The 22,491-nt window shown below is 74.7% G+C and carries 18 protein-coding genes, 1 tRNA gene and 3 pseudogenes; 11 read left to right on the top strand and 11 right to left on the bottom strand.

Annotated elements, in window-relative coordinates:
- Positions 1-38: 38 nt before the first annotated feature.
- Positions 39-112: transfer RNA gene (locus tag P0R35_RS13720), tRNA-Lys, on the top strand.
- Between the two features lie 71 nt (positions 113-183).
- Here P0R35_RS13720 and P0R35_RS13715 read toward each other — a convergent pair.
- From P0R35_RS13715 to P0R35_RS13705, 3 genes and pseudogenes are all read right to left on the bottom strand, one after another.
- Positions 184-768, bottom strand: coding sequence for a hypothetical protein (locus tag P0R35_RS13715; protein ID WP_284012990.1), 585 nt, complete (start codon positions 766-768; stop codon positions 184-186).
- Positions 769-916: 148 nt separating this feature from the next.
- A pseudogene (locus P0R35_RS16740) lies at positions 917-1,876 on the bottom strand (sensor histidine kinase); the annotation flags it as partial.
- A 168-nt stretch (positions 1,877-2,044) separates the two neighbouring features.
- A complete protein-coding gene (locus P0R35_RS13705) occupies positions 2,045-2,503 on the bottom strand; it encodes a deoxyuridine 5'-triphosphate nucleotidohydrolase (protein WP_284012988.1) in 459 nt (152 codons plus the stop codon).
- Between the two features lie 229 nt (positions 2,504-2,732).
- On the opposite strand from P0R35_RS13705, the pseudogene P0R35_RS13700 reads away from it, so the two are divergent.
- The 7 genes and pseudogenes from P0R35_RS13700 to P0R35_RS13670 all read left to right on the top strand — a co-directional run bounded on the left by P0R35_RS13700 (position 2,733) and on the right by P0R35_RS13670 (position 8,128).
- A pseudogene (locus tag P0R35_RS13700) lies at positions 2,733-4,719 on the top strand (aconitate hydratase).
- A gap of 184 nt (positions 4,720-4,903) precedes the next feature.
- The gene (locus P0R35_RS13695; RefSeq protein ID WP_284012987.1) at positions 4,904-5,461 is read left to right on the top strand and encodes a GNAT family N-acetyltransferase; all 558 of its coding nucleotides are present in this window, start codon (positions 4,904-4,906) and stop codon (positions 5,459-5,461) included.
- 74 nt (positions 5,462-5,535) lie between these two features.
- Complete coding sequence (locus tag P0R35_RS13690; RefSeq protein ID WP_284012986.1) at positions 5,536-6,051, top strand: DUF5810 domain-containing protein; 516 nt, start codon at positions 5,536-5,538, stop codon at positions 6,049-6,051.
- 56 nt (positions 6,052-6,107) lie between these two features.
- Positions 6,108-6,626, top strand: a complete 519-nt coding sequence (locus P0R35_RS13685) for a DUF5809 family protein (protein ID WP_284012985.1) — start codon at positions 6,108-6,110, stop codon at positions 6,624-6,626.
- A 31-nt stretch (positions 6,627-6,657) separates the two neighbouring features.
- Positions 6,658-7,056, top strand: coding sequence for a hypothetical protein (locus tag P0R35_RS13680; protein ID WP_284012984.1), 399 nt, complete (start codon positions 6,658-6,660; stop codon positions 7,054-7,056).
- Between the two features lie 116 nt (positions 7,057-7,172).
- Positions 7,173-7,685: an NUDIX hydrolase gene (locus tag P0R35_RS13675; protein ID WP_284014653.1), complete on the top strand. Its 513-nt coding sequence runs from the start codon at positions 7,173-7,175 to the stop codon at positions 7,683-7,685.
- Positions 7,686-7,762: 77 nt separating this feature from the next.
- Positions 7,763-8,128 (top strand): rhodanese-like domain-containing protein, encoded by a 366-nt coding sequence (locus P0R35_RS13670; protein ID WP_284012983.1) that lies wholly within the window; start codon positions 7,763-7,765, stop codon positions 8,126-8,128.
- Here the strand turns inward: P0R35_RS13670 and P0R35_RS13665 are convergent.
- The 8 genes from P0R35_RS13665 to P0R35_RS13630 all read right to left on the bottom strand — a co-directional run bounded on the left by P0R35_RS13665 (position 8,117) and on the right by P0R35_RS13630 (position 16,042).
- Positions 8,117-10,060 carry a CARDB domain-containing protein gene (locus tag P0R35_RS13665; protein ID WP_284012982.1) on the bottom strand — a complete coding sequence of 648 codons (1,944 nt, stop codon included), beginning with the start codon at positions 10,058-10,060 and terminating at the stop codon, positions 8,117-8,119. The two genes, P0R35_RS13670 and P0R35_RS13665, sit on opposite strands and share 12 nt — an antisense overlap.
- Entirely contained in the window at positions 10,057-10,275 is a 219-nt protein-coding gene (locus tag P0R35_RS13660) for a hypothetical protein (protein ID WP_284012981.1), read from the bottom strand. Before P0R35_RS13660 ends, P0R35_RS13665 begins: the two co-directional genes overlap by 4 nt.
- Positions 10,276-10,455: 180 nt before the next feature.
- Entirely contained in the window at positions 10,456-10,749 is a 294-nt protein-coding gene (yciH, locus tag P0R35_RS13655; RefSeq protein ID WP_073307091.1) for a stress response translation initiation inhibitor YciH, read from the bottom strand.
- A 28-nt stretch (positions 10,750-10,777) separates the two neighbouring features.
- Positions 10,778-13,195, bottom strand: coding sequence for a transglutaminase TgpA family protein (locus tag P0R35_RS13650; RefSeq protein ID WP_284012980.1), 2,418 nt, complete (start codon positions 13,193-13,195; stop codon positions 10,778-10,780).
- Positions 13,192-14,019, bottom strand: coding sequence for a DUF58 domain-containing protein (locus P0R35_RS13645; protein WP_284012979.1), 828 nt, complete (start codon positions 14,017-14,019; stop codon positions 13,192-13,194). The genes P0R35_RS13650 and P0R35_RS13645 overlap by 4 nt, the downstream gene beginning before the upstream one ends.
- Positions 14,016-14,282 (bottom strand): hypothetical protein, encoded by a 267-nt coding sequence (locus P0R35_RS13640; RefSeq protein WP_284012978.1) that lies wholly within the window; start codon positions 14,280-14,282, stop codon positions 14,016-14,018. The genes P0R35_RS13645 and P0R35_RS13640 overlap by 4 nt, the downstream gene beginning before the upstream one ends.
- A 2-nt stretch (positions 14,283-14,284) precedes the next feature.
- Entirely contained in the window at positions 14,285-15,268 is a 984-nt protein-coding gene (locus tag P0R35_RS13635) for an AAA family ATPase (protein ID WP_432765013.1), read from the bottom strand.
- Positions 15,269-15,616: 348 nt separating this feature from the next.
- A complete protein-coding gene (locus tag P0R35_RS13630) occupies positions 15,617-16,042 on the bottom strand; it encodes a hypothetical protein (protein ID WP_284012977.1) in 426 nt (141 codons plus the stop codon).
- A gap of 640 nt (positions 16,043-16,682) precedes the next feature.
- Between P0R35_RS13630 and P0R35_RS13625 the strand changes: the two genes are divergently transcribed.
- From P0R35_RS13625 to mutL, 3 genes and pseudogenes are all read left to right on the top strand, one after another.
- Complete coding sequence (locus tag P0R35_RS13625; RefSeq protein ID WP_284012976.1) at positions 16,683-17,870, top strand: hypothetical protein; 1,188 nt, start codon at positions 16,683-16,685, stop codon at positions 17,868-17,870.
- A 176-nt stretch (positions 17,871-18,046) separates the two neighbouring features.
- Positions 18,047-20,794, top strand: a complete 2,748-nt coding sequence (mutS, locus tag P0R35_RS13620; protein ID WP_284012975.1) for a DNA mismatch repair protein MutS — start codon at positions 18,047-18,049, stop codon at positions 20,792-20,794.
- Positions 20,791-22,480, top strand: a pseudogene (mutL, locus tag P0R35_RS13615) (DNA mismatch repair endonuclease MutL). The gene mutS and the pseudogene mutL overlap by 4 nt, the downstream one beginning before the upstream one ends.
- Positions 22,481-22,491 lie beyond the last annotated feature (11 nt).

Raw genomic sequence — 22,491 nt, 5'->3', positions numbered from 1 at the left:
CTAAACGCTTATGCGCGGACGGCGGCAAAACGGGGTGAGGGCTGGTAGCTCAGTTAGGGAGAGCGTCCGGCTTTTAACCGGACGGTCGGGGGTTCGAATCCCTCCCAGCCCGCTTCTCGCGACACGCGCGACGAACACCGCGAGCGTAGCGAGCGGCGCGGGCGGCGGCGACGCCGCGGCCGCCTACCGCAGTTCCCGTTCGAGGAACGACACCGCCGCCTCGACGGCGGCGTCCTCGTCGTGTGCCCGGGGGAGGAGCAGGCGGTACGCCGTCGCGCCCGCGTCGAGCACGACCGCGTCGCCGCGGCGGCCGACCGCGGTCAGCGAGTCGTACGGGACCGAGAGCCGGCCCCCGTCGTCGCCGTCGACGACCACGAGTACGGCCGTGTCGGTGAACGCGGCGGCGGCGTCGCCCCGGAGCCCGGGGTCGGTGTCGCCGGCGACCGGTTCGGCCGCGCGCAGGCGCACAAGGTGGTGGGGCTGGTCGTAGTCGGGGAGCGCGCCCGCCACCGAGGGGAGCCCCCGCTCGTCGCCCCGGAGGCGGGCGGGCGTCACCGACGCGCCGAGGGCCTCGGCGGCGACGTCGCCGACCCCGTCGGCGGGCGGCTCGGCGTGCTCGATTGGGAGGTCGGCCGACGGGGGCGCCGTCTCCCGGTGTCCGGCGTCGGCCTCGCGGTCCGAGCCCGACCGGTGGCGGCCGGCGCCGGCCGCGCCGGCACGGTTGCCCGTGACTCCGTCGGTGGGGGCGGTGCCCGTCCGCGCTCGCACCGGCGTCGGGGCGGGCGTCGGTCCCCGCGTCGGCCGGCGCCGCCGCGCCGTCGAGGTCCCGCGGCGGCACCGTCGGGTCGGCGCCCGGCCGGCGGAAGTGGAGGTCGAACACCGCGCCCTCGGGGTCGTTGGGGCGGACCGACACCTCGCCGCCGTACAGTTCCATGAGCCGGTCGACGAAGAACAGGCTCAGCCCCTCGCCGTGTTCGACCTGCGTGTGTTCGCCGTTGCCGAAGATCTCGGCGTAGCGCTCCGGGTGGACCCCGGGACCGTTGTCGGCGATCGACAACACGGTCCGGTCGGCGTGTTCCGACGTCGACAGCGTCACGCGCGGCTCGTCTTTGTCGTTGTGCTCGACGGCGTTCTCGATGACGGCGTACAGCGCGCCCGCGAGCATCTCGTCGGCGAGCACGGGCGTCGGGTGGGAGACGTCGTCGACGACGCGGACGTCGTCCGTCTGGATGTCCCCGACGGCGTCCTCGATGGCCGTCGCGAGGTCGATGGGACGGAGCGTCCCGTGCTCGCCCGCGAGCACGCCGCTGAAGCGACGGGTCGTCCGCGCGTGGTCGAGCATGTCGTCGACGCGGTCGGCGGCGGTGTCGAGCGAGTCGAGCAGGCGGGTCACCTCCGGCGTGTCGACGCTGTCGACAACCTCGTCGGCGACGCGCTCGATGTGTCCGAGCACGACGTTCGCGTCGTTGCGGAGGTTGTGGCGCAGCACCCGGTTGAGGATCCGCAGCGACTCCTCGTAGCGGCGGTGGCGGGTCATGTCGGTGAACACCCCGATGTAGCCGCGGATCTGGCCGCCGGCGGTGAGCGGCGAGAACGACCCGCGGCCGTACACCACCCGGCCGTCCGCGCCACGCGACTCGAACTCCCCGGTCCACTGCTCGCCCCGCCGGAGCGCCGCCTCGATCTCGGCGTACACCGCGTCGTCGGCGACGAGTCGCCGCGGCGTCGACCCGACCAACGACCCCCGCGGGGAGCCCGTGAACTCCCGGGCCGCCTCGTTGACGTCGGTGATCACGAGGTCGGTGTCCGCGATGACGGCCGGGTTGTCCGTCTCGCGGAACGCCTCGCGATAGATGTCCGATTCGATAAGTGACATGTTGGGTCGCTGTCCGGCGGTCGAAGTACCCACCGGTTGCGGTCAATGTATGAACAGTCTTTCGTCAGACGGGTGTCGGACGGACCCCGACCGACGACGGCGTCGGCACGGATCGGCGCGGCCGACCGGTCCGGCGTCGGTCGGTCCCGGTCGGATGTCGGGTCGCCGTCAGTTCTCGCCGTGGTAGCTCCCGTCGTAGCGGCCGTCGTGGTCGGCCGCCGCGAGGACGAACTGCGCGACGCGGGCGCCCGGTTCGATCTCGATCGGGTGGCCCACCTGCAACAGGCCCTCGCCGCGGCCCTCGTAGCCGGCGTCCCACACCGCCGTGTTGAGCATGCAGGAGTTGCGGAGGAGCGTCGATCGCGGGTAGACGAAGCCGACGTGGTCGTCGGGGACGCGGAGTCGTTCGCCGTACTTCAGGACGTACGCCCCCGGGTCGAGGCGGTAGCGGCCGTCCTCGGGGGCGACCTCGCGCCGGTCGCCGACGGTCTTCCCCTCGCGGCCGATCCGGCCGGGCGAGACCTGTTCGTACAGCGACTCGACGGTGAGGTCGACGCCGTTCGGCTGGATCTGGTCGTCGTCGAGCGGGTCGAGGTAGTCGGCGACGGTGACACCGGATTCGAACACACCCGGGAGAGGTAGAGGTCGACCGAAAAGCCCGCCGGTCGGACTGCGTCGACGAACTGCCGGGATCGAACGTCGAGCGGATCGGCGATCCGCCTGACGAACGAACGATTACTCGGGGATCGAGTGAGTGCTCGGCGCAATAATTACCGGCCTGCGTGGGGGTCTATCACGAACGTCGGGTTGGAAACTCGCCGGATTTATATCCGCCGGGCGTCGATACGCGGACGATATGGGACAGACGATCACGGAGCAGATTCTCGGCGACCACCTCGTCGAGGGCGAGCTGACACCCGGCGAGGAGATCGGGATCGAGATCGACCAGGTGCTCACGCAGGACACCACCGGGACCATGGTCTGGCTCCAGTTCGAGGCGCTGGATCTGGACGAGGTCCAGACGGAACTGGCGGCGCAGTACTGCGACCACCAGACGTACCAGTTCGACTTCAAGAACACCGACGACCACCGCTTCCTCCGCTCTGCGGCCGGTACCTTCGGCGCGTACTTCTCCCGCCCCGGCAACGGCATCTGCCACCAGGTCCACAAGGAGAACTTCGCGGCGCCCGGCAAGACCCTCCTTGGCTCGGACTCGCACACGCCGACCCCCGGCGGGCTCGGCCAGCTGGCGATCGGTGCGGGCGGCCTCGACATCGCGGTCGCCATGGGCGGCGGCGCGTACTACGTCGAGATGCCCGAGGTCGTGAACGTCCAGCTGACGGGCGAGCTGCCCGAGTGGGCGACGGCGAAGGACGTCGCGCTCCACCTGCTGGGCGAGCTGACGGTCAAGGGCGGCGTCGGCAAGGTGCTCGAGTACACCGGTGAGGGCGCGGAGTCGCTCACCATCCCCGAGCGCACGACCATCACGAACCTCGGGACGGAGCTGGGCGCCACGTCGTCCATCTTCGGCACCGACGAGAAGACCAAAGACTGGCTGGCGCGCCAGGACCGCGAGGAGGAGTTCGTCGAGCTGTCGCCCGACGAGGACGCGGAGTACGCCGACACCATCGAGGTCGACCTCTCGGATCTGGAGCCGCTCATCGCGACGCCGTCGATGCCCGACAACGTCGTCCCGGTCCGCGAGGTCGCGGGCGAGGACGTCGAGCAGGTCATCATCGGCTCCTGTACGAACGGCGCCTACGAGGACATCCTCCCCGGCGCGAAGATGCTGAAGGGCCGCGAGGTCGCCAAGAAGACCGAGATGATCGTCGCGCCCGGCTCCAAGCAGGCCTCCGAGATGCTCGCCCGCGAGGGCTGGACCGCGGAGATGATGGCGGCCGGCGTCAACTTCTCCGAGGCGACGTGCGGTGCCTGTATCGGCATCGGCCACGTGCCCGCCTCCGACTCCGTCTCGCTGCGGACGTTCAACCGCAACTTCGAGGGCCGCTCGGGCATCGAGGACGACTCGGTGTACCTGTGCTCGCCCGAGGTCGCCACGGCGGCGGCTATCACCGGCAAGATCATCGACCCGCGTGACCTGGCCGACGAACTCGGCGACCTCGAGGCGCCCGGCCTCGAGATGGGCACGAAGTACGGCCCCGGGATGGGCGAGTCCGACCCGGACATCATCAGCCCCGACGAGGCCGTCGACGACGACCTGATCAAGGGCCCGAACATCGGCGACGTTCCCCCTGAAGGACGAGCTCGCCTCCGACATCCGTGGCGAGGCGCTCCTCAAGATGGAGGACAACATCACGACCGACCACATCATCCCGGCGACGGCGGACATCCTCAAGTTCCGCTCGAACATCGAGAAGCTCTCGGAGTTCACGCTGTCGCGCGTCGACGACACGTTCGCACAGCGCGCGCTGGACGCCGACGGCGGCTTCCTCGTGGCCGGCGAGAACTACGGCCAGGGCTCCTCGCGTGAGCACGCGGCCCTGTGCCCGATGTTCCTCGGCGTGGAGGGCGTGCTCGCACAGAGCTTCGCCCGCATCCACAAGGCGAACCTGTTCAACTTCGGGCTCGTCCCCCTCACCATCGACGAGGAGACGTACGAGAACATCGACCAGGGCGACGACATCGAGATCGTCGACGACGTGGGCGAGGGCGTCCGCAACGGCGACACCGAGTTCACGATCCGCGTGAACGACGACTGGGAGGCCACCGCGCACCTCGACGCCTCCGAGCGCGAGCGCAAGATCCTCGCGGCCGGCGGGAAGCTCTCGTGGACGAAGCAGCAGCACGAGTCCGACGGCGGCGCGGCGCCCGCCGACGACTGACGCGAGCCGACGGATCGGCTCGAGCGGCCGGCGACGACACGACCGCGGACCGTCGACGCGTCCGCGACACCGGGTCGCGGCCGACCGGCGTCTCTCTCTCTTTCGGCGCGAGCCGCCCGGCACGCCGGTCGTGACCGGCTGATCCGCCAGTTCACTTATCCCCGCCAACTCCTAGGCCCTAGCCGTGACCACCTCACGCGGCGCTGCCGCGGGCGATGACGCGAACGGCGACGCGAGGGTTCGCCCCGTCGAGCGGGCGGACCTCCTCGGCGTGTTCCGCATCGAGAAGGCGGTGTTCACCCAACCGTGGCCGTACGCGGCGTTCGAACAGCTGCTCGACGCGCCGGGGTTCCTCGTCGCCGAGGGCGACGGGGCGGGCACCCCGGACACGGCGCGCCTCGACGCCGGCGACGTGCTGGGGTACGTCGTTGGCGACCTCACCCCGAACCACGGCCGCGACATCGGCCACATCAAGGACCTCGCGGTCCGGCCGGACACGCAGGGGCGCGGGCTGGGGCGGCGGCTGCTCCGGGCCGCGCTGTCGGAACTGGCGGCGGCGGGCGCCAGCGTGGTGAAGTTGGAGGTGCGCGAGAGCAACCACCGCGCCCAGGAGCTGTACGACGACGAGGGGTTCGAGCCGGCCCGGCGGATCCCGCGGTACTACGGCGACGGCGAGGCGGCGTTCGTGATGCGCCTCGACGTCGGCGAGTGGGTGCGGCGCCGCAACGCGGGCGACGAGTAAGCGGTCGGCGAGCGGGCGACCGACGGCCCGGGCGCGGACGGACGGGTTTTACCGGTCGCGCCCGCACGCCCGGTATGGGATACGCGTGTCCGGTGTGTGAGACCCCCCAACGCGACGGCGAACACCTCGCGAACCACCTCGCGTTCACCGCGATGCTCCGCAACGACGCCCACGAGGCGTGGCTGGACGAGCACGTCGACGACTGGGGCGACCGGACGCCCGCCGACCTCGCGTCGGTCGTCACCGAGCACGCCGCCGAGACCGAGTACGACGAGGTGTTCGAGGACACCGCCGGCGGGCACGACCACGGGGGCGGCCACGGCCGCGACGCCGGGCGCCCGGACGTGACCGGCGGGGACGCGATGGGCGGCGCCGCCGAGGCCGTCGTCGACGACGCCGTCGAGTCGGTGCTGGAGGAGGCCCAGGAGCTGACGGAGGCGATGTACGGGCTGGACGAGGGGGACGGCGACGGGGACGCGGACGCGGTCGCGACGGACGACGGGGAGGAGTCGACCGCCGACGGCGACGACACGGACGCCGAGGAGGAGTCGACCGCCGACGGCGACGACACGGACGCCGAGGAGGAGTAGCCGACCGGCCCGCGGGAAGGGAACGACTCTTGGACCGCACGCCCGCAGCCACGCGTATGGACACCGAAGGGACCCTCGCGCCGGCGACGGCCGACGAGGCCCGCGCGGAGTACGACGAGTTGGTGCCCGCCGCGAAGGTCGCCGTGCGCGAGGCGACGAAGGCGATGGGCTTCGACCGCGAGGAGTACGCCGACCGCGTCACCGGGGAGGTCGTCGAGACCGTCCGCGACGCGCTGTTCGCGTCGCTGCTGCGCGTCCACGTCGGCACGCGCGCGGAGTTCGACGACTGGCTCGCCGACCACCCCGAGTACGAGCCGGACGTGGCCGGCAGCGACAACGTCGACAACGTCGTCTGGCACCCCGTCGCGTTCCCCGTCGACGACCCGGCGGTCGACGCCGACGGCGGACGACTCGCGATAGCGGCGACGTGGCAGGCCGAGCGCGAGGCCGCCCTCGGCACGCTCCGACGGCGCGCGTTCGGGCGGGCGTACCGCGCGGTCGTGAGCGACGACGGCGCGGACGGCGACGACGCGGGCGAGACGGCGGGCGCCGCCGACACGGCGGACGAGCCGTAACGGGTTTTCGCGGGCGCCCCCTACCTCGCCCATGCGCTCGGTCACGCGGAACTTCCTCCTCGGCGTGCTCGCGGTCGTCGTACTCCTACTCGCGCTCGGGGCGCTCCCCTCGTACCTCGGCTCGGGCGACCCGTACTACCTGACCGCCGACCCGGTCGCCGACGACGGGCCGGCGTTCACGCTGAACGCGACGGAGGGCGGCATCGCCGAGCGGCGCTACGAGTACTTCTTCGCGGCCGTCGAGTCGAGCGACGGTCGCTCGGCCGGCTACCGGCGCGGCCCGTACGGGCTGAAAGAGGAGTTCACCCACTCCCCGTTCGACGAACTGGCCACGTTCCGGGAGTTCGCGCCCGCCGACGCCGTCGACGGCGACGCCGTCTTCGTCCGATACAACGAAACCCGCTACCGCGTAACCGTCGTGCAACCGTGAGCGACGACACTCCCGACGACGACGGCGGCGGCGGCGCGGCCGACGAGTGGACCCCGGACGCCCCCGACTTCGACGACGGCCGGCGCCACGACTGGCCCGGCGAGCCCGACTGGCCCGTGCTGGAGTCGGTCGTGGAGTACGAGACGGGGTGGCAGACCGCCGGCTACGACCTCGTCGAACACCCCGACGGCTCGACCAAGCGCTACTACTGGGCGGAGCTGGCGACGGCCGTCGTCGTCGTCGCCCGCGCGGGCGACGACCTCCTGCTGGTCGAGCAGTACCGCCCGACCGTCCGCAACACCCAGCTCGAACTCCCGGCGGGCATCGTCGACGCCGGCGAGTCGTACACGGAGGCCGGCCGCCGGGAGCTCCGCGAGGAGACGGGGTTCGCGGCCGACGGCCTCTCGCTGTTGGGGGAGGTGCAGTGTACGACCGGGCTGCTCAGGCACACCCGCGGGTTCGTGTTCGCCGAGGGGCTCGAGCCGGTCGGGCAGGAGCTCGACGACAACGAGTACCTCGTCCCGCGGGCGGTGCCCGTCGAGGCGGCGCTCGACGTGGTGCGGTCGCCGCCGACGAACGACGCGACGCTGGAGGGGGTCCTCCTCGCGCGCGAGGAGGGACTGCTGTAGGGCGGGACCGAGTCGACGCCGGGACCGGGGTCGCCGGCGACGGAGGGCTTTTCACCCGCGCGCGGCTCCGCCCGGACATGGACGGCGAGATCACACCCGAGGAGGTCGAGCGACTCCTCGACGAGGGCGCGGACGTCCGCGTCGTCGACATCCGCTCGCCGGGGGCGTTCGCCCGCGGCCACATCCCCGGCTCCGAGAACGTCCCGATGCCGCAGTTGACGCAGCGGGTCGACTCGCTGTCGGGCAGCGAGCGCATCGTCACCGTCTGCCCGCACGGGAAGGCGAGCGTTCAGGCGGCGAACCTCATCAAGTCGTTCGAGGGGACCGCCGACGCGACCGTCGAGAGCATGGCCGGCGGCATCACCTCGTGGGAGGGCGCGCTGGAGGCGGGCGACGACGCGCCCGCCGCCGGATCCGACGAGGGGCCGCAGTCACCGTTCTGAGCGTCGCCGCCGCGAGCGCGCGGCCGCGAGCGTCCCCGTCAGCGCCGTCGCCAGCGCCGCCAGCGCGACGCCCGGGCCGAAGCCGGGCGTCGTGACGGCGGTCCCGTCGTCGGTCGCGGTCCCCGGGGCCCCCTCCGTGCCGGCGGCCGCGGTGGCCACGACCGAGACGGTCGCGCGGGCGTCGCCGGCGCTCACCACCGACTCGCCGGCCGCGTCGAAGCGGACGGGCACCCGCAGCGTCGCCGTCCGGTTCGGGCCGACGCGGACGCGCTCGGTCGCGACGACCGTGCCGTCGACCCGGACGGTCACCGTCCCCTCGGCCGGCACGCCGCCGGGCGCGGTCACGGCGGCCGTCACGAGCGCCCACTCGCCGGGCGCGACCGTCGAGCGGTTCGTCGACAGCGACGCGACCGTCGGCGCGGCCGCGGGTTCGACGACCACGCCGTAGACGCCGTCGCGCACCGTCAGTTCGTAGGCGCCGGCGGTCTCGGGCGTCCACGACAGCCGAACCGTCCGGGTGGCGCCCGCCGCGAGCGTCCCGTTGGCCGACGCGACCGTGCGGCCGTCGGCCGCGAGCGCCACGCGGTACTCGCCCGGCGCCCCGCCCGCGTTGCGGACGGTCACCGGGACGGTGACCGTCTCCCCGGCCGCCAGCGTCGCCGGCGCCGCGACCGTCTCGTTGCGGAACGGCCCCGACACCGCGAGCGCGTCGCCCGACTCGACGGTGATGCGCGCGACGGGCGTGCCGAACGCCGCCGCGTGCGCCTCGGGCGACCACATCTCGGGGACCGCCTCGGTGCGGGTGAACCGCCGTGCGGCGTCGCCGGTCGCCTCGTCGCCCGCGGCGGCGACGAGCGCGGCGAACCGCGCCGCGTCGACCGGCTCGGACGCCGCGTTCAGGCGGGTGAGGACCGACGCGAGCGTCGCGCCCCCGTCGCTGGCGAGCCGCACCCGTCGGTCCAGTTCCCCGGCGACGAGCGCGCCCTTCCGGTACTGCGCGCCGGGGACCCACGTGCTCTGGTCCGCCAGCACCGTGTCGGCGAACGGGGAGCGCTCCCCGCGGGCGAGGTGGGCGGCGAAGGCGTCGAAGCCGACGTGTCCCTGCCGGAGCGCGAGCAAGGCGGCGTAGTAGTCGGCCGACCCCTCGACGACCCACTTCGTCCCCGCGGTCGTCGCGAACGACTGGCGCGTGTGGACGTACTCGTGGAGCCACGGGCTCTCCGGGGAGTCGAGCGGTTCGTCCGCCCGCACCCACGCGTCCGCGTCGCCGGTCTGGAGGCCGCGGACCGCCCACGGCACGTCCGCCGGGGCCGCCACCAGCAGCACCGACTCGTCGCGGTCGCCGACGCGGAGCGTGTCCGAGGCGGCCGCGACCGAGTCGAGGATCGCGTCGGGCGCCGCGGCGGTGCCGTCGGCCGCGTCGGGGACGATCAGCCGGAACGTCTGCCCGTGGGCGGTCCGCTCGTGGACGGTGTGGGGGCCGAGGAACGCGATCCGGGTGCCGACCGCGCCGGGGCCGTCGACCTGCGCCTCGCGGACGAGCCCCACGTCGCCCGCCCCCGGCCGGAACCGCCACCCGACTCGCTGGCTCGGCACCGTGACGAGCGCCCACGGGCCGGGGTCGACGAACAGGTAGCGCTCGCTTTGGGCCGCCGTCGAGCCGGTCGTCGCCACGGCCGACGGCGCGTCGTGCGCGAGCGTCGCGCTCGCGGAGGTCCGGTTGGCCGGCAGGCGGTAGCGGATCGTCGGCGACGCCGTCTCGCCGTCCCACTCGTACCCCCCGTCGGCGGCCGCGAAGCCGTCGAGGGTCACCGACTCGGCGTCGTCCGGGAGCGTCGTCTCGAGGGCGGTGACGCGGTCGGGGACGGCGAACGAGAGCTCGACCGCCACCTCGCCGGGCGTGTCGGGTGTGAGCGCGAGCGTCGTCGTCAACCGGATGTCGTGGCGCGACGCCGCGGCGGCGGCCGCGAGCGGCGCGCCGGCGGGGAGTGCGCGCTCGCGACCGGGGCGCCGGCGTCGACCGCGGCGGGCGTGCCGGGGGCGGCGGCCGGGTCGGTCGTCGCGGCCGGTCCGGCGGGGCCGACGGCCGCGACGGGTGCGACGACGAGACAGACGAGCGAGACGACGAGGAGGGCCCGCCGGAGCATCGACCGTCCGTTCGGGGACGAGCGGTATAGCCGTTGGCTCGGCTCCCGGAGCGCTGTCAGGTCGGTGGCTCCGGGCCGGCCGTCGCCCGAACGGCGGTCGCACGGCTCGGCGGCGGCGAGAAACGGAGAACGGGTCGGCACGGACGGTGCTCGACGGCGGGTGTCAGGTCGGCTCGGCGGTCACGCGACGTTGAACCCCTTGTCGCGCAGGAACCCCTCGACGCGGCCGCTGTGGTTCCCCTGCAGCTCGATGGCGCCGTCCTCGACGGTGCCGCCGCAGGCGAACTTGGACTTGAGGTCGCTCGACAGCGAGTCCATGTCCACGTCCTTGGGGTCGAACCCTTCGATCACCGTTACCTCTTTGCCGTACCTGCGCTCGTCGATGCGGATCGAGATCTCCTGAGACTCCTTGGCGACGTCCTCGCAGACGCAGAGTTCCTCAGGCAGTCCGCACGTCGAGCATACCTCGGACATTTCCGGTCGAAGGTACAAGAGCGCCGTATTAAATCCTGTCGGGTGTTCGCACGCGAAACGGGCCATCGCGGCGCCGTCGGCCGGTCGGCGACGGTCGGCGGACCGTCACGCCGTCGCTCGCCGCGGGACGCGGGTCACGACGACCGGCCCGCGCCCCCGAGCCGCCGGAGGACGGGCGCGTGGTCCCGGACCAGTTCGTCGACCGCCTCGACGGCCCGGTCTGCCTCGGCGGCGTCGACGCCGCGCCCGTAGCGGGCGCGCTCGTGGGCGTCGGCGACCGCGCGGGCGCCGTCGCCGAAGCGGTCGCGCGCGAGCGCCTCGACGAACTGGCGGGGCGTCTCCCCGGGCGCCGCGGTCGGTGGACGACGGCCGCGAGGTACTCCAGCCGGCGGAACGCGCGCTGGGCGTCGGTCGACGGGTCGGCCCGCGGCTGGCGGAGCAGCCAGACGGTCCGGCGGACCCGCCCGGTGAGCCCGAAGCGCCGCGCGCCCGCGACGAGGCCGACGAGGCCGGCGAGCCCCACCGCCACGTCGCTGCGCGTCGGCGTCCAGCCGTCGTCGCCGCCGTCGCCAGCGGCGCCGCCGCCGGCCCCGGCGTTCGTGAGGTTCGCCGTGAGCCCGCCGCCGGCCGCGGTGGCGCCGGCGGTGCCGAACCGCTCCTCGTCGGGGTTGACCGCGCTGATCTGGTTCGGCCCGGGCGTCGAGCCCGCGGGGTCGGCCGTCGCCGTCGGCGTCTCGTAGCTCCCGTTCTCCGAGCCCGCGACGTCGACGTTCTCCGCGCCGTCCTCGCGGGCGGTGTCGATGCTCGACTGCTCGGCCGCCTCCCGGGGGCCGCCCGGCGTCGGGTCGAAGCGCACCCAGCCGTGGTCCGGGAAGTACACCTCGACCCACGCGTGCGAGTCGAGGCCGCGGACGACCCACTCGTCCTCGGCGACGCGCTGGCCCTCGGTGTAGCCGACGACGAACCGCGCGGGGACGCCCTGCGAGCGCAGCATCGCGACCATCGTCGTCGCGTAGTAGACGCAGTAGCCCGAGTCCATCTCGAACAGGAACCGGTCGGCGACGTTCCCCTGCGGGGCGGACACGTCCAGCGAGTACTCCTTGGTGCGTTCGAGGTAGCGCTCGACGGCGACGGCGGCGTCGTACGGGTTGCCCGCCTCCGCCCGGTTCAACACCTCGGCGGTGCGCTCGCCGACGCGGTCGGGCGTGCTCTCCGGGAGCTGGGTGTAGCGCGAGCTGATCTGCCCGGGGTAGTCGACGCCCGCGCGCCGGAGTTGGCCGGGCGTCGCGGTCGGGCGCTCGCTGACGACGGTGTACGTGTCGTTCTCGATGAGCGTCGTCCCCGGCTTGAGCCCGCCGTGGTCGGTCACCTGCGCGGTGTCGGCGGCCCGGCCCCGGAGTTCGACCGGCTTCCACGCCGCCGGGAGCGCGTCGAGCTGCCCGCGGGCGGTCACGCGCTGGACGAGGCGCTCGCTCTCGCCCGGGGGCGGCCCCAGCTGGTCGGCGTACGGCTCGGCCTCGCCGGTGCGGACCCACCGCCCGCCGGTGTAGCGGTCGTACGAGCCGACGCGCCAGTAGTCGCCCTCGTCGGCCTCGACGGTGAAGCGCACCTCCGGCGACAGCCGGATGCTCCCCAACACCCCCACCGAGTCGGTGTTGGCGACGAGGCTCGACTCGACGGTCGGGGAGTTCCCGCCGGGGACGATGGGGTTGGTCGCGCTCCCGGGGACGACGGTGACCAGCGAGGTGGCGACGACCATCACGGCGACCAGCACCGCGAGCGTGTCCCACTGCGCGAGCACGCCGCGGCGGCCCGCGGCCGCCAGCCCGCCGAAGCCGAACGCGAGCGTGAGCCCCACGGCCGCCGCGAGGCCGACCCACGGGCCCGCGTCGCCCGTCAGCAGGAAGAAACCCGTCGTGGCGGCCGCGACCGTGGCGGCGGCGGCGTCGCGCCGGCGCACCAGCAGGTACGTCGCGAGGAACGTCGGCACCGGGACGAGGAACAGCGCCCACGCCCCGGCGTTGAGCAGGCGGAGCACCGACAGCCCGGTCAACAGCGCCACCACGTCGGCGAGCACCCGGCCGACGGTGAACAGCGCCCGCGCCGACGGCGGCACCGACAGGACGTAGCCGACGAGCGCGAGCGCGAACCCGACGACGGTGAGCCCGACGGCGGTGCGCTCGCGGAGGAACCCGCCGAGCCACGCCGCCGCGAGGGCGACCGCCGCCACCTCCATCATGAGGAACGTCGCGCCGCCGACGACGTCGACGACGTGGTAGAACACCGAGAGGAACGACGCCGACGCGAGGAGGACGCCCAGCGCCGCCGGCCGGCGGACGGCCGCCAGCGCCGAGTACCGGTCCGGGGTGCCCGTCCCCTCTCCGCGGGCGTCGCCGCGCGACCGCCCCGCGCCCATCGCGCCGAACGGGCTGGACGGGGTGCTCACGCGACCACCTCGCCGTCGTCGGCCTCGCGGCCGTCGGCGTCGCGGCGGGCGCGCGGGTCGGGGCGGGAGACGCCGTACGTCGCGGGGCGCTGGGCGCGGAACTCGGCGAACTCGTGGTCCTCGCCCGCGACCGTGACGCGGACGCGGTCGGCCTCCCCGTACACGGTGACGTCGGCGTCGGCGTCGGCGACGCGTCCGGGACCGACGGTGGCGAGGCGTTCGAGCAGGCGCACCTGACTGCCGCGCTCGCCGGTGACGGTGAGCGTGCCGTCGGCGAGGCTGACGTCGACCGGGACGCCGTCCTCGACGAGCGCGAGCACGAGGCTGGCGGTCGCCTCGGCCATGTCGTCGGCGGCGCCGGGCGCGGCCGCGGCGCCGGCGGAGACGGAGACGGCCTCCGTCTCGGCCTCCGCGGAGAACTCCTTCACGATGAGGTCGTCGCGCTTGGCCGTCGACTTCCAGTGGACGTCGCGCAGCGAGTCGCCGCGGTCGTACTCGCGGAGGCGGTCGAACTCGCGCCGCTCCTCGTGGACGCCCGTCTCGTGGAGCGCGCGGAGGTCGCGACGCGCCCAGCCGGCGATGGCGTGGACTTCGGGGTAGACGAGCACTTCCGTCGTCTCGGCCGTCGAGAGGTCCACCTCGGCGAGGCCCAACACGTCCCGGGCGGTCACCTCGGCGGGGCCGAGACGGTGGCTCCCGCGCGACTCGTAGGCGACCTCGTACTCGACGGGGGTCGCGCCGACGACCGTCTCGAACACGAGGCGGTCGGCGTCGAGGCCGTCGCCGACGCGCTCGCGGACGACGCCCGAGAACGGGCGCGTCATCCCGGTGTCGGCGTCGGGACGGGGGCCGTCGCGGTCGCCGAAGTACAGTTCGACGGGGTACGTGCGGCCGACGTGGTCGTCGGGCGGGGCGCGGCGGGCGGCCCGCGGGGGTCGGCCCAGCGCAGTTGGAGGTAGGCGGCCCCGAGCGCGACGAGCGCCGGGACGACGACGGCGTTCAGCGAGCGGGGGCCGAACACCAGCCCGGAGGCGACCGCGACGACGGCGGCCGCGACGACGGCTTTCCCGCGTCGGGTGAGCCGCATGGCTACTCGACGGCCACCGTCGAGAGGGCGTCCTCCACGACGTCGAGACCGGACTCGCTCCCCGTCCGGGGACGGACGCGGTGGGCGAACACGGACGGCGCCTCCGTCTGGACGTCGTCGGGGACGACGTAGTCGCGCCCGTCGAGGACGGCGCGGGCCTGCGACGCCCGCACGAGGGCGATGCTCCCGCGGGGGCTGACCCCGAGTTGGGCGTTGTCGCGGGTGTAGGTCGCCAACTCGGTGACGTAGTCGCGCACCGGCTCCGACACCGCGACCTGGCCGACGGTCGCGCGGGCGCGGCGCAGGTCCTCGGTCGTCGCGACCGCGTCGAGCGACTCGATCGGGTGGTCGCCGGCGGTGCGGTCGAGGATCTCCGACTCGTCGGCCTTGCTCGGGTAGCCCAGCCGGAGCTTCTTCATGAAGCGGTCGATCTCCGCGAGCGGCAGTTCGTACGTGCGGCCCGGCTCCACGTCGTTCTGGGTGGCGATGACGGTGAACGGGTCGGGCAGTTCGCGGGTGACGCCGTCGACGGTCACCTGTCGCTCCTCCATCGCCTCCAGCAGCGCCGACTGCGTCTTCGGCGGGGCGCGGTTGATCTCGTCGCCGAGCACGATGTTGGCGAACACGGGGCCGGGCCGGAACTCGAACTCCCCGGACTTCTGGTTGTACACGTTGATCCCGGTGACGTCGGAGGGGAGCAGGTCGGGCGTGAACTGGACGCGCTTGAACTCGCAGTCGACGGAGGTGGCGAGCGAGCGCGCCAGCATCGTCTTCCCGACCCCCGGCACGTCCTCGAGCAGGAGGTGCCCGCGCGCGAGGACGGCGACGAGGATGTGTTCGACGGCGGCGTCGTTGCCGACGATGACGGTCGAGACGTTGTCCGCGACGCGGTCGACGAGGTCGGCCGCCTCCGAGACGGGGAGGGGTGCGAGGTCGCCCAGGTCGCCCTCGCCGTCGCGGTCGGGCTCGGCTTCGGCGTCGCTCACGCGTGGCGCACCTCGAGGGCGAGAGAACGGGCCCGGCAGCGGGCTGTCCCGGTGTCGGTCATAGCACGGGTGACGGACCCGACGGACCTAACTCTGCCGCCTGTGGACGCGCCGCACACCGATCCGCGGGGCGCGGGGCGAGCGGACGGAACCCCTCCGGAGCGCTCCCGAGCGAGGGGGAACGCCACCGAGCGAACCCGATGGTTTCGGGTGGAGATCCCGCCCGGATCGACCGATCCGGGCGCTCGATCGACGCCGGGTCGGCGCCGGCGTCCCCGCGGGCGGCCGGACTGAGAAAGGATTAGGTACCTCCGATCCCGACGGCAACTCGATTCGGAGCCACAGATGTCAGAGGGACCAGGCAGCGCGTACGGAGGAGGATTCGTCGAGCGGGCCGTCAGGGCGGCCGACGGCGCCGAGGCGGCGCTCGACGCCGACGCGGACGCCGACACCGTCGCGGCGGTGTTGAGCGCGACGCTGTTCGGCGAGGTCCTCGGCTACGGGGAGGACCGCTACGAGGTGGACGGACGGGTCGCGCGCTTCCGCGGCGACGACGGCACGGTGGGCGTGACGTTCGCGGCCGCGGCCGACGAGTCGGCGCTCGGCTCGGCCGTCGTCGCGGCGTTCGAGGCGGCCAGCGCGGAGCCGACCGTCCGCTACGTCGCCGCGGGCGGGCTCGACCGCCTGCTCGTGTTCGAGCGGCTCGACGGCGACGCGGCGAGCGACGGCGACGCCGGCGTCCGGACGGTCGCCGGCGTGACGGCGTCGCTGCACACGGAGATCCCGCTGGCCGCGGTCGTCGACGCCGGGCGACGGGGAAGCTGTCCCAGACGCTCCGCCCCGGCCCGCAGATCGCGGTGGCGAAACTGGCCGCCCTCCGGCCCGACGAACTGGCGCCGGCCGACCCCGGCGAGCCGACCGCGGCGGCCGACGCCCCCGACGCGGCGGCCGCACCCGAGCCGTCCGGCACGTCCGACACGGGAGCCGCACCGGAAGCACCCGCGGAGCGCCCGGTCGACGCCGACGACGCGGACGCGGCCGCCGACGCCGCCGACGAACTGGAGACGCTCGTCGGGACGCTGCGCGACTGCCTCGGGGACGTCCTCGCGCCGGCGGTGGCCGACGCACAGGAGCGCCTCGTCGGCGCGGCCGCGGCGTTCGACGACCGCGCGGCCGACCTGCGCGAGGCCGCGCGGGGGCCGCCGGCGGCGACGGCGACGAGACGGCCGCGGGGCCGGTCCGACGCCGTCTGCTCGCCCACGAGGCCGCCCACGCCGACGCCCGCCGGCTCCGGGCCGCGTACGGCACGTGGGTCCGCGGCGCCGGCCGCACGGGGTTCACGCCGTCGGAGAACCGCCGGGCGTTCGCCCGCGTCGTCGCCTTCCAACTCCTCGAGGAGGCGCTGCTCGTCCGGGTGGTCGAGGGGACGGGCCTGCTCGGCGACACCCTGTCCGGCGCGGCCGTCGAGCGCTTCGAGACGTTCGCCGACGCGGCGGGCGTCGACCGCGACGCCGGCGACCTGTTCGGGGTCGCCCGCGAACGGTTCGCGACCGTCCACGACCGGCGCGCGCCCGACCTCGCGGGGTGGGCGCTCGACGACGACGGCGTGGCGGCGGCGCTGTCGCGGACGGTCCGGTACCTCGACCACTTCGCGTTCCCCGACGACCCGGACTGGGCGGTCGCCGTGTACGACCGGCTGCTCTCGGTGGCCGACCTCCCGGGGATCGACACGGACCCGGCCGCGCCGGACCCGCTCGTCCCCGCGCTGCTCGACGCCGCCGGCTACCGGAGCGGCGAGCCGATCGACGGACGCAGCGACACGGACGGCGACGCCGCCGACGGCGACCCGGTCGACCTCCTCGACCCCGCGGTCGGCGACGGGCGGTACCTGCTGGCGGCCGCCGACCGTCTCCGCGACCGGCTCGGCGACGCCGGGCCGGCCGAGCGGCTCGCGGCCGTCCGCGGGCGCCTGACGGGCGCGAGCCCGGACCCGCTGGCGTGTCGGGTGACGGAGACGCGACTGCTCGTGCGCCTGCTCGGCGACTACCGGGCGGCGCGACGGGCGGACGCGGAGTACGCGCTCGGCCCGCTCCCGGTGTTCTGTACGGACCCGCTGATCCGCGAGGCGCCCGCCGACACCGGGCGCGACGCGGCGGCCGCGCTGGCGCGCGAGGACTACGGCTTCGTCGTCGGAGCGCCGCCGGCGACGCTGCGGCGCGACGTTGCCGAGGGGCCCGTGGCCGAGGCGTACGCGGCGTACGACGCCGCGTACTACACCTACGACACCTCCGCGCTGTACGTCGAGCGGGCGGGCGAGTGGCTCGCGGAGAACGGGACGCTCGCGCTCCGGGTGGCGGGGCGGTTCCGCGACACCCGGTTCGGCGAGAAGCTCCGCGAGCGCCTGCCGCAGTGGTACCGGCTGGAGGAGCTGCGGGAGGTGGACGGCGTCGCCGCGGGCGGGACGCCGGTCGTGCTCGTGGCGCGACGCTTCCGGAAGAACGAGCCGTTCGCCGACCCCGAGGAGTACGCCCCGCCGACGTACGGCTTCGACTACGCCGAGGGCTCGACGCGCCGCCGGTGCGGCGCTCGTCGGCGCGGCTGACCGGCGACGAGTGGGTGTGGGACGCCGACGGCGACGACGACGAGATCGGGATCTGAGCGTCGCGGGTGCCGACGGCGACGACGGCCGCGGCGCGCCGGGCGTCGGCGCCTCGGGGAGCGACGCCCCGTGCGGTGCGAAACCCTTTCGCCGCTCGCCCGCCCGCCTCACGAACAACGATGGTCACGGGAGCGCCGGCGACGATGCGCGAGCGCCGCGAGGAGCTGACGCCGATGCTCGCGCAGTACGTCGACGTCGCCGAGGAGTACGACGACTGCGTCGTCCTCTTTCGCGTCGGCGACTTCTACAAGGCGTTCTGCGAGGCCGCCGACGAGGTGGCCCGCGTCTGCGAACTCACCCGGATCGAGCGCGAGGACTCCACCGGCACGTACACCGCCTGCGGCGTCCCCGTCGACAACGCCCCGAAGTACCTCCGGCGGCTGCTCGACGCCGACTACCGCGTCGCCGTCGCCGACCAGGTCGAGGACGCCGAACAGGCCAGCGGGCTCGTCGACCGCGCGGTGACGCAGGTGCTCACCCCCGGCACGGTCGTCGAGGAGGAACTGCTCGCCGAGGGGTCGAACACGTACGTCGCCTGCGTCGCCCGCGCGGCCGAGGGACCCGAGGCCGGGACCCGGGCGGGGAGCGACGCGACCCGTTCGGACGACGCCGCCGACGCCGACGCCGCCTACGGCGTCGCCTACGTCGACGTGTCGACCGGCGAGTGCGCCGTCACGGCCGGGGACGCCGCCGCCGTCGACGAGGAACTCGCGCGGGTCGCGCCCGCGGAACTGCTCGTCGGCCCCGGCGTCCCCGACGGCGTCGTCGACGCCGCCGACTGCATGGTGACCGACCGCGATGACGGGGCGTTCGACCCCGAGACGGCCCGCGCGGTGCTCGACCGCTACGCCGCAGCCGACCGGTTCGCCCCCGCCGAACGCGTCGCCGCGGGGGCGCTCCTCGCGTACGCCGAGTACACACAGGGCGACGAGGGAGCCTTGGAGTACGTCCGGCGCGTCCGCCGGTACGACCCCCGGCGCTCGCTGCGGCTGGACGCGACCGCCCTCCGCGGCCTCGAACTGTTCGAGAACCACGCCGACTCCGGCCGGACGCTGTTCGACACGCTCGACGAGACGCGCTCGGCGCTGGGGCGGCGCCGCCTGCGGGCGTGGCTGCGCCGCCCGCTCGTCGACCGCGAGGCCATCGCGGCCCGCCACGACGCCGTCGCCGCGTTCGCCGAGCGCACGCTCGTCCGCGAGGCCGTGCGCGACGCCCTCGCGGCCGCCTACGACCTCGAGCGCCTCGTCGGCCGGGTCTCGCGGGGCCGGGCGACCGCCCGCGACCTCCGCTCGCTCCACGACACGCTCGCGGCGGTGCCCGCGATGCGCGAGGCGCTCGCCGGCGTCGACGCGCTCGCGGGGGTCCGGGACGCGCTCGACCCCCTCGAAGACCTGCGCGACCTGATCGACGAGGCGGTCGTCCCGGACCCGCCGCAGGAGCTCACCGAGGGCGGCGTGATCCGCGAGGGGTACGACGGGGAGTTGGACGAGATCCGCGCCACCGCCCGGGAGGGCCGCGAGTGGGTCGCCGACCTGGAGGCGAGCGAGCGCGAGCGCACCGGCATCGACAACCTGGAGGTGGGGTACAACAGCGTCCACGGCTACTACATCGAGGTGACGAACGGCCGGCTCGACAAGGTGCCCGACGACTACACGCGCCGCCAGACGCTGAAGAACAGCGAGCGGTTCTACACGCCGGAGCTGAAGCGCCGGGAGGACGAGATCCTCGGCGCCGAGGAGCGCGCCGACGCCCTGGAGTACGAGCTGTTCGTCGACCTCCGCGACGCCGTCGCCGCCGAGACCGACCGGATCGGCGCGCTCGCGGACGCCGTCGCCCGCGTCGACGCGCTCGCGGCGCTCGCCACGGTCGCCGTCGAGCGCGACTACACGCGCCCCGAGCTGGGCGCCGACGGGATCCACCTCGACCGCTCGCGACACCCGGTCGTCGAGGGGACGGCCGCCGAGTTCGTCCCGAACGACGCCGCCCTCCCCCGCGGCACCGTCGCCGTGATCACCGGGCCGAACATGAGCGGGAAGTCGACGTACATGCGGCAGGTGGCGCTGTGCGTGGTGCTCGCGCAGGCCGGCTCGTTCGTGCCCGCCGACGCCGCCCGGCTCCCGGTCGTCGACCGGGTGTTCACCCGCGTCGGCGCCAGCGACGACATCGCCGGCGGCGAGTCGACGTTCATGCGCGAGATGCGCGAGCTGACCGACGTCCTCTGTGACGCGACGCCGGACTCGCTGGTGCTGCTCGACGAGGTGGGGCGGGGCACCGCGACGACCGACGGGCGCGCCATCGCCCGCGCGGCCGTCGAGTTCCTCCACGAGGAGTCGGGCGCGACGACGCTGTTCGCGACCCACTACCACGGGCTCGTCGACCTCGCCGACGAGTACGAGCGCGTCGTCAACCGCCACTTCGCGGCGACCGAGCGCGACGGCGACGTGACGTTCCTCCACCGGATCCGCGAGGGCGCCGCCGCCGCGTCGTACGGCGTCGAGGTCGCGGAGCTGGCGGGCGTGCCCGACGAGGTCGTCGCCCGCGCGCACGACCTCGTGGCCGCCGCGCGCGAGGACGGGAGCGGGACGCCGGGGAGCGCCGGCGACGGCGGGGACGACGCACAGCGCACGCTCGACGAACTGGCGACGAACGGACACGCGGAGGACGCCGAGGACGCCCCGTCCACGCGGCCGGCGACGGCGCCCGCCGCCCGCGACGGCGCGGTCGCCGCCCTCGTCGCCGACCTCCGGGAGCTCCACCTCGCGGAGACGACGCCGCTGGAGGCGCTGAACACCCTCCACGACCTCCAGCGACGGGCGGAGGCGGCGGCCGCCGACGACGCCGACCCCGACGGCGGTGACCGACCGTGAGCGACGGGGCCGCCGGCGGCGACTCCCCAACCGTCCGCGAACTCGACGAGGCGACCGTCGAGCGCATCGCCGCCGGCGAGGTCGTCACCCGGCCCGCGCGCGTCGTCGCGGAGTTGGTGGACAACGCGCTCGACGCCGGCGCCGACCGGGTGGACGTGGCGGTCGACGGCGACGGCACCGAGCGGGTCCGCGTCGCCGACGACGGCCGCGGGATGGCGCGCGCGGACGCCGTCCGCGCGGTCGAGCCGCACACGACGAGCAAGATCCGGGCGGCCGACGACCTCCGGACGGCGACGACGATGGGGTTCCGGGGAGGCGCTGGCGGCCATCGCGGACGCCGGCGCACTCGAACTGACGACGAGCGACGGGGGCGCCGTGGCCACGCGCGTGACGGTCGCCGACGGGGAGAAGACCGTCGCGGACGCCGGGCGCGCCCGCGGCACGACCGTCGTCGTCCGGGACCTGTTCGGCGACCGGCCCGCGAGACGGGAGTCGCTGGCGGCGCCCGCGCGGGAGTTCGGCCGGATCTCCGAACTCGTGACGGCGTACGCGCTGGCCCGGCCCGGCGTGGCGTTCTCGCTGACCCACGACGGGCGCGAGACCGTGTCGACGCCCGGCACCGGGACGCGGGACGCGCTCGTCGCGCTGTACGGCCGCGAGGCGGGCGGGGCGTCGACCGACCTCACCCACCGCGCCGCCGTCGACCTCGCGGACCGCGACGCCGACCTCGCCGTCGAGGGGCGGCTCTGCTACCCCTCCACGACGCGGTCGACCCGCGACCACGTCCACGTCGCCGTGAACGGGCGGCCGGTCCGGGACGACGACCTCCGTAAGGCGGTCGCCCGTGGGTACGGGAGCCTCCTCCCGGGCGGGCGCGAACCGGTGGCGGCGCTCCGGATCGAGCTGCCGGCGTGGGCGGTGGACCCGAACGTCCACCCGGCGAAACGCCGCGTGGCGATCCGCGGCGGCGACGCGGTGTGTGAGGCAGTCGAGGCGGGCGTCCGCGAGGCGCTGACGACCGCGGACCTCCGGCGATCGGGCGAGGTGGCGATGGATCTCGAGTCGTCGCTGGCGCCCGTCGAGGGGGCCGACTCGGCGTTCGCCGACGTCGAGGTGCTCGGCGTGTTCCGGGACCTGTACGTCGTCTGCGAGGCGGGCGACGACCTCGTCGTCGTCGACCAGCACGCCGCCCACGAGCGGGTCAACTTCGAACGCCTACGGGCGGCGCTCGCGGACGAGGCCGTGCCGTCGGCGGAGGTGGACCCCGCCGAGACGGTGACGCTTGACCCGCCGACGGCGGCGGCGGTCGAGGCGTACCGCGAGGAACTGGCGGAGCTCGGCTTCGCGGTCGACCCCTTCGGCGGGACCACCTACCGGGTCACGCGGGTGCCGGCGCCGCTCGGGCGCGTCGCCGACGCCGACTCGCTTCGCACCGTCGCGACGGAGCTGCGCGAGGCGTCGGGGCGCGGGGGCGCCGACGCGCTCCGCGACGACCTGCTTGCGGACCTCGCCTGTCACCCGTCGCTGAAGGCGGGCGACGCGCTCGACCGCGAGACCGCGGCGCGACTGGTGGAGCGACTCGGCGAGTGCGAGCGGCCGTACGCCTGCCCGCACGGCCGGCCGACCGTGCTGTCGCTGCCGGCGTCGACGCTGGCCGACGGGTTCGAGCGCCACGGCTCCGGGTAGGCGCGTCGCGG

Origin of the sequence: Halobaculum litoreum (genome assembly GCF_030127125.1) — an archaeon.
GTDB classification, from domain to species: domain Archaea; phylum Halobacteriota; class Halobacteria; order Halobacteriales; family Haloferacaceae; genus Halobaculum; species Halobaculum litoreum.
The sequence above is the reverse complement of the archived record's forward strand: the minus strand, read 5'-3'. Positions and strand labels throughout refer to the sequence as shown.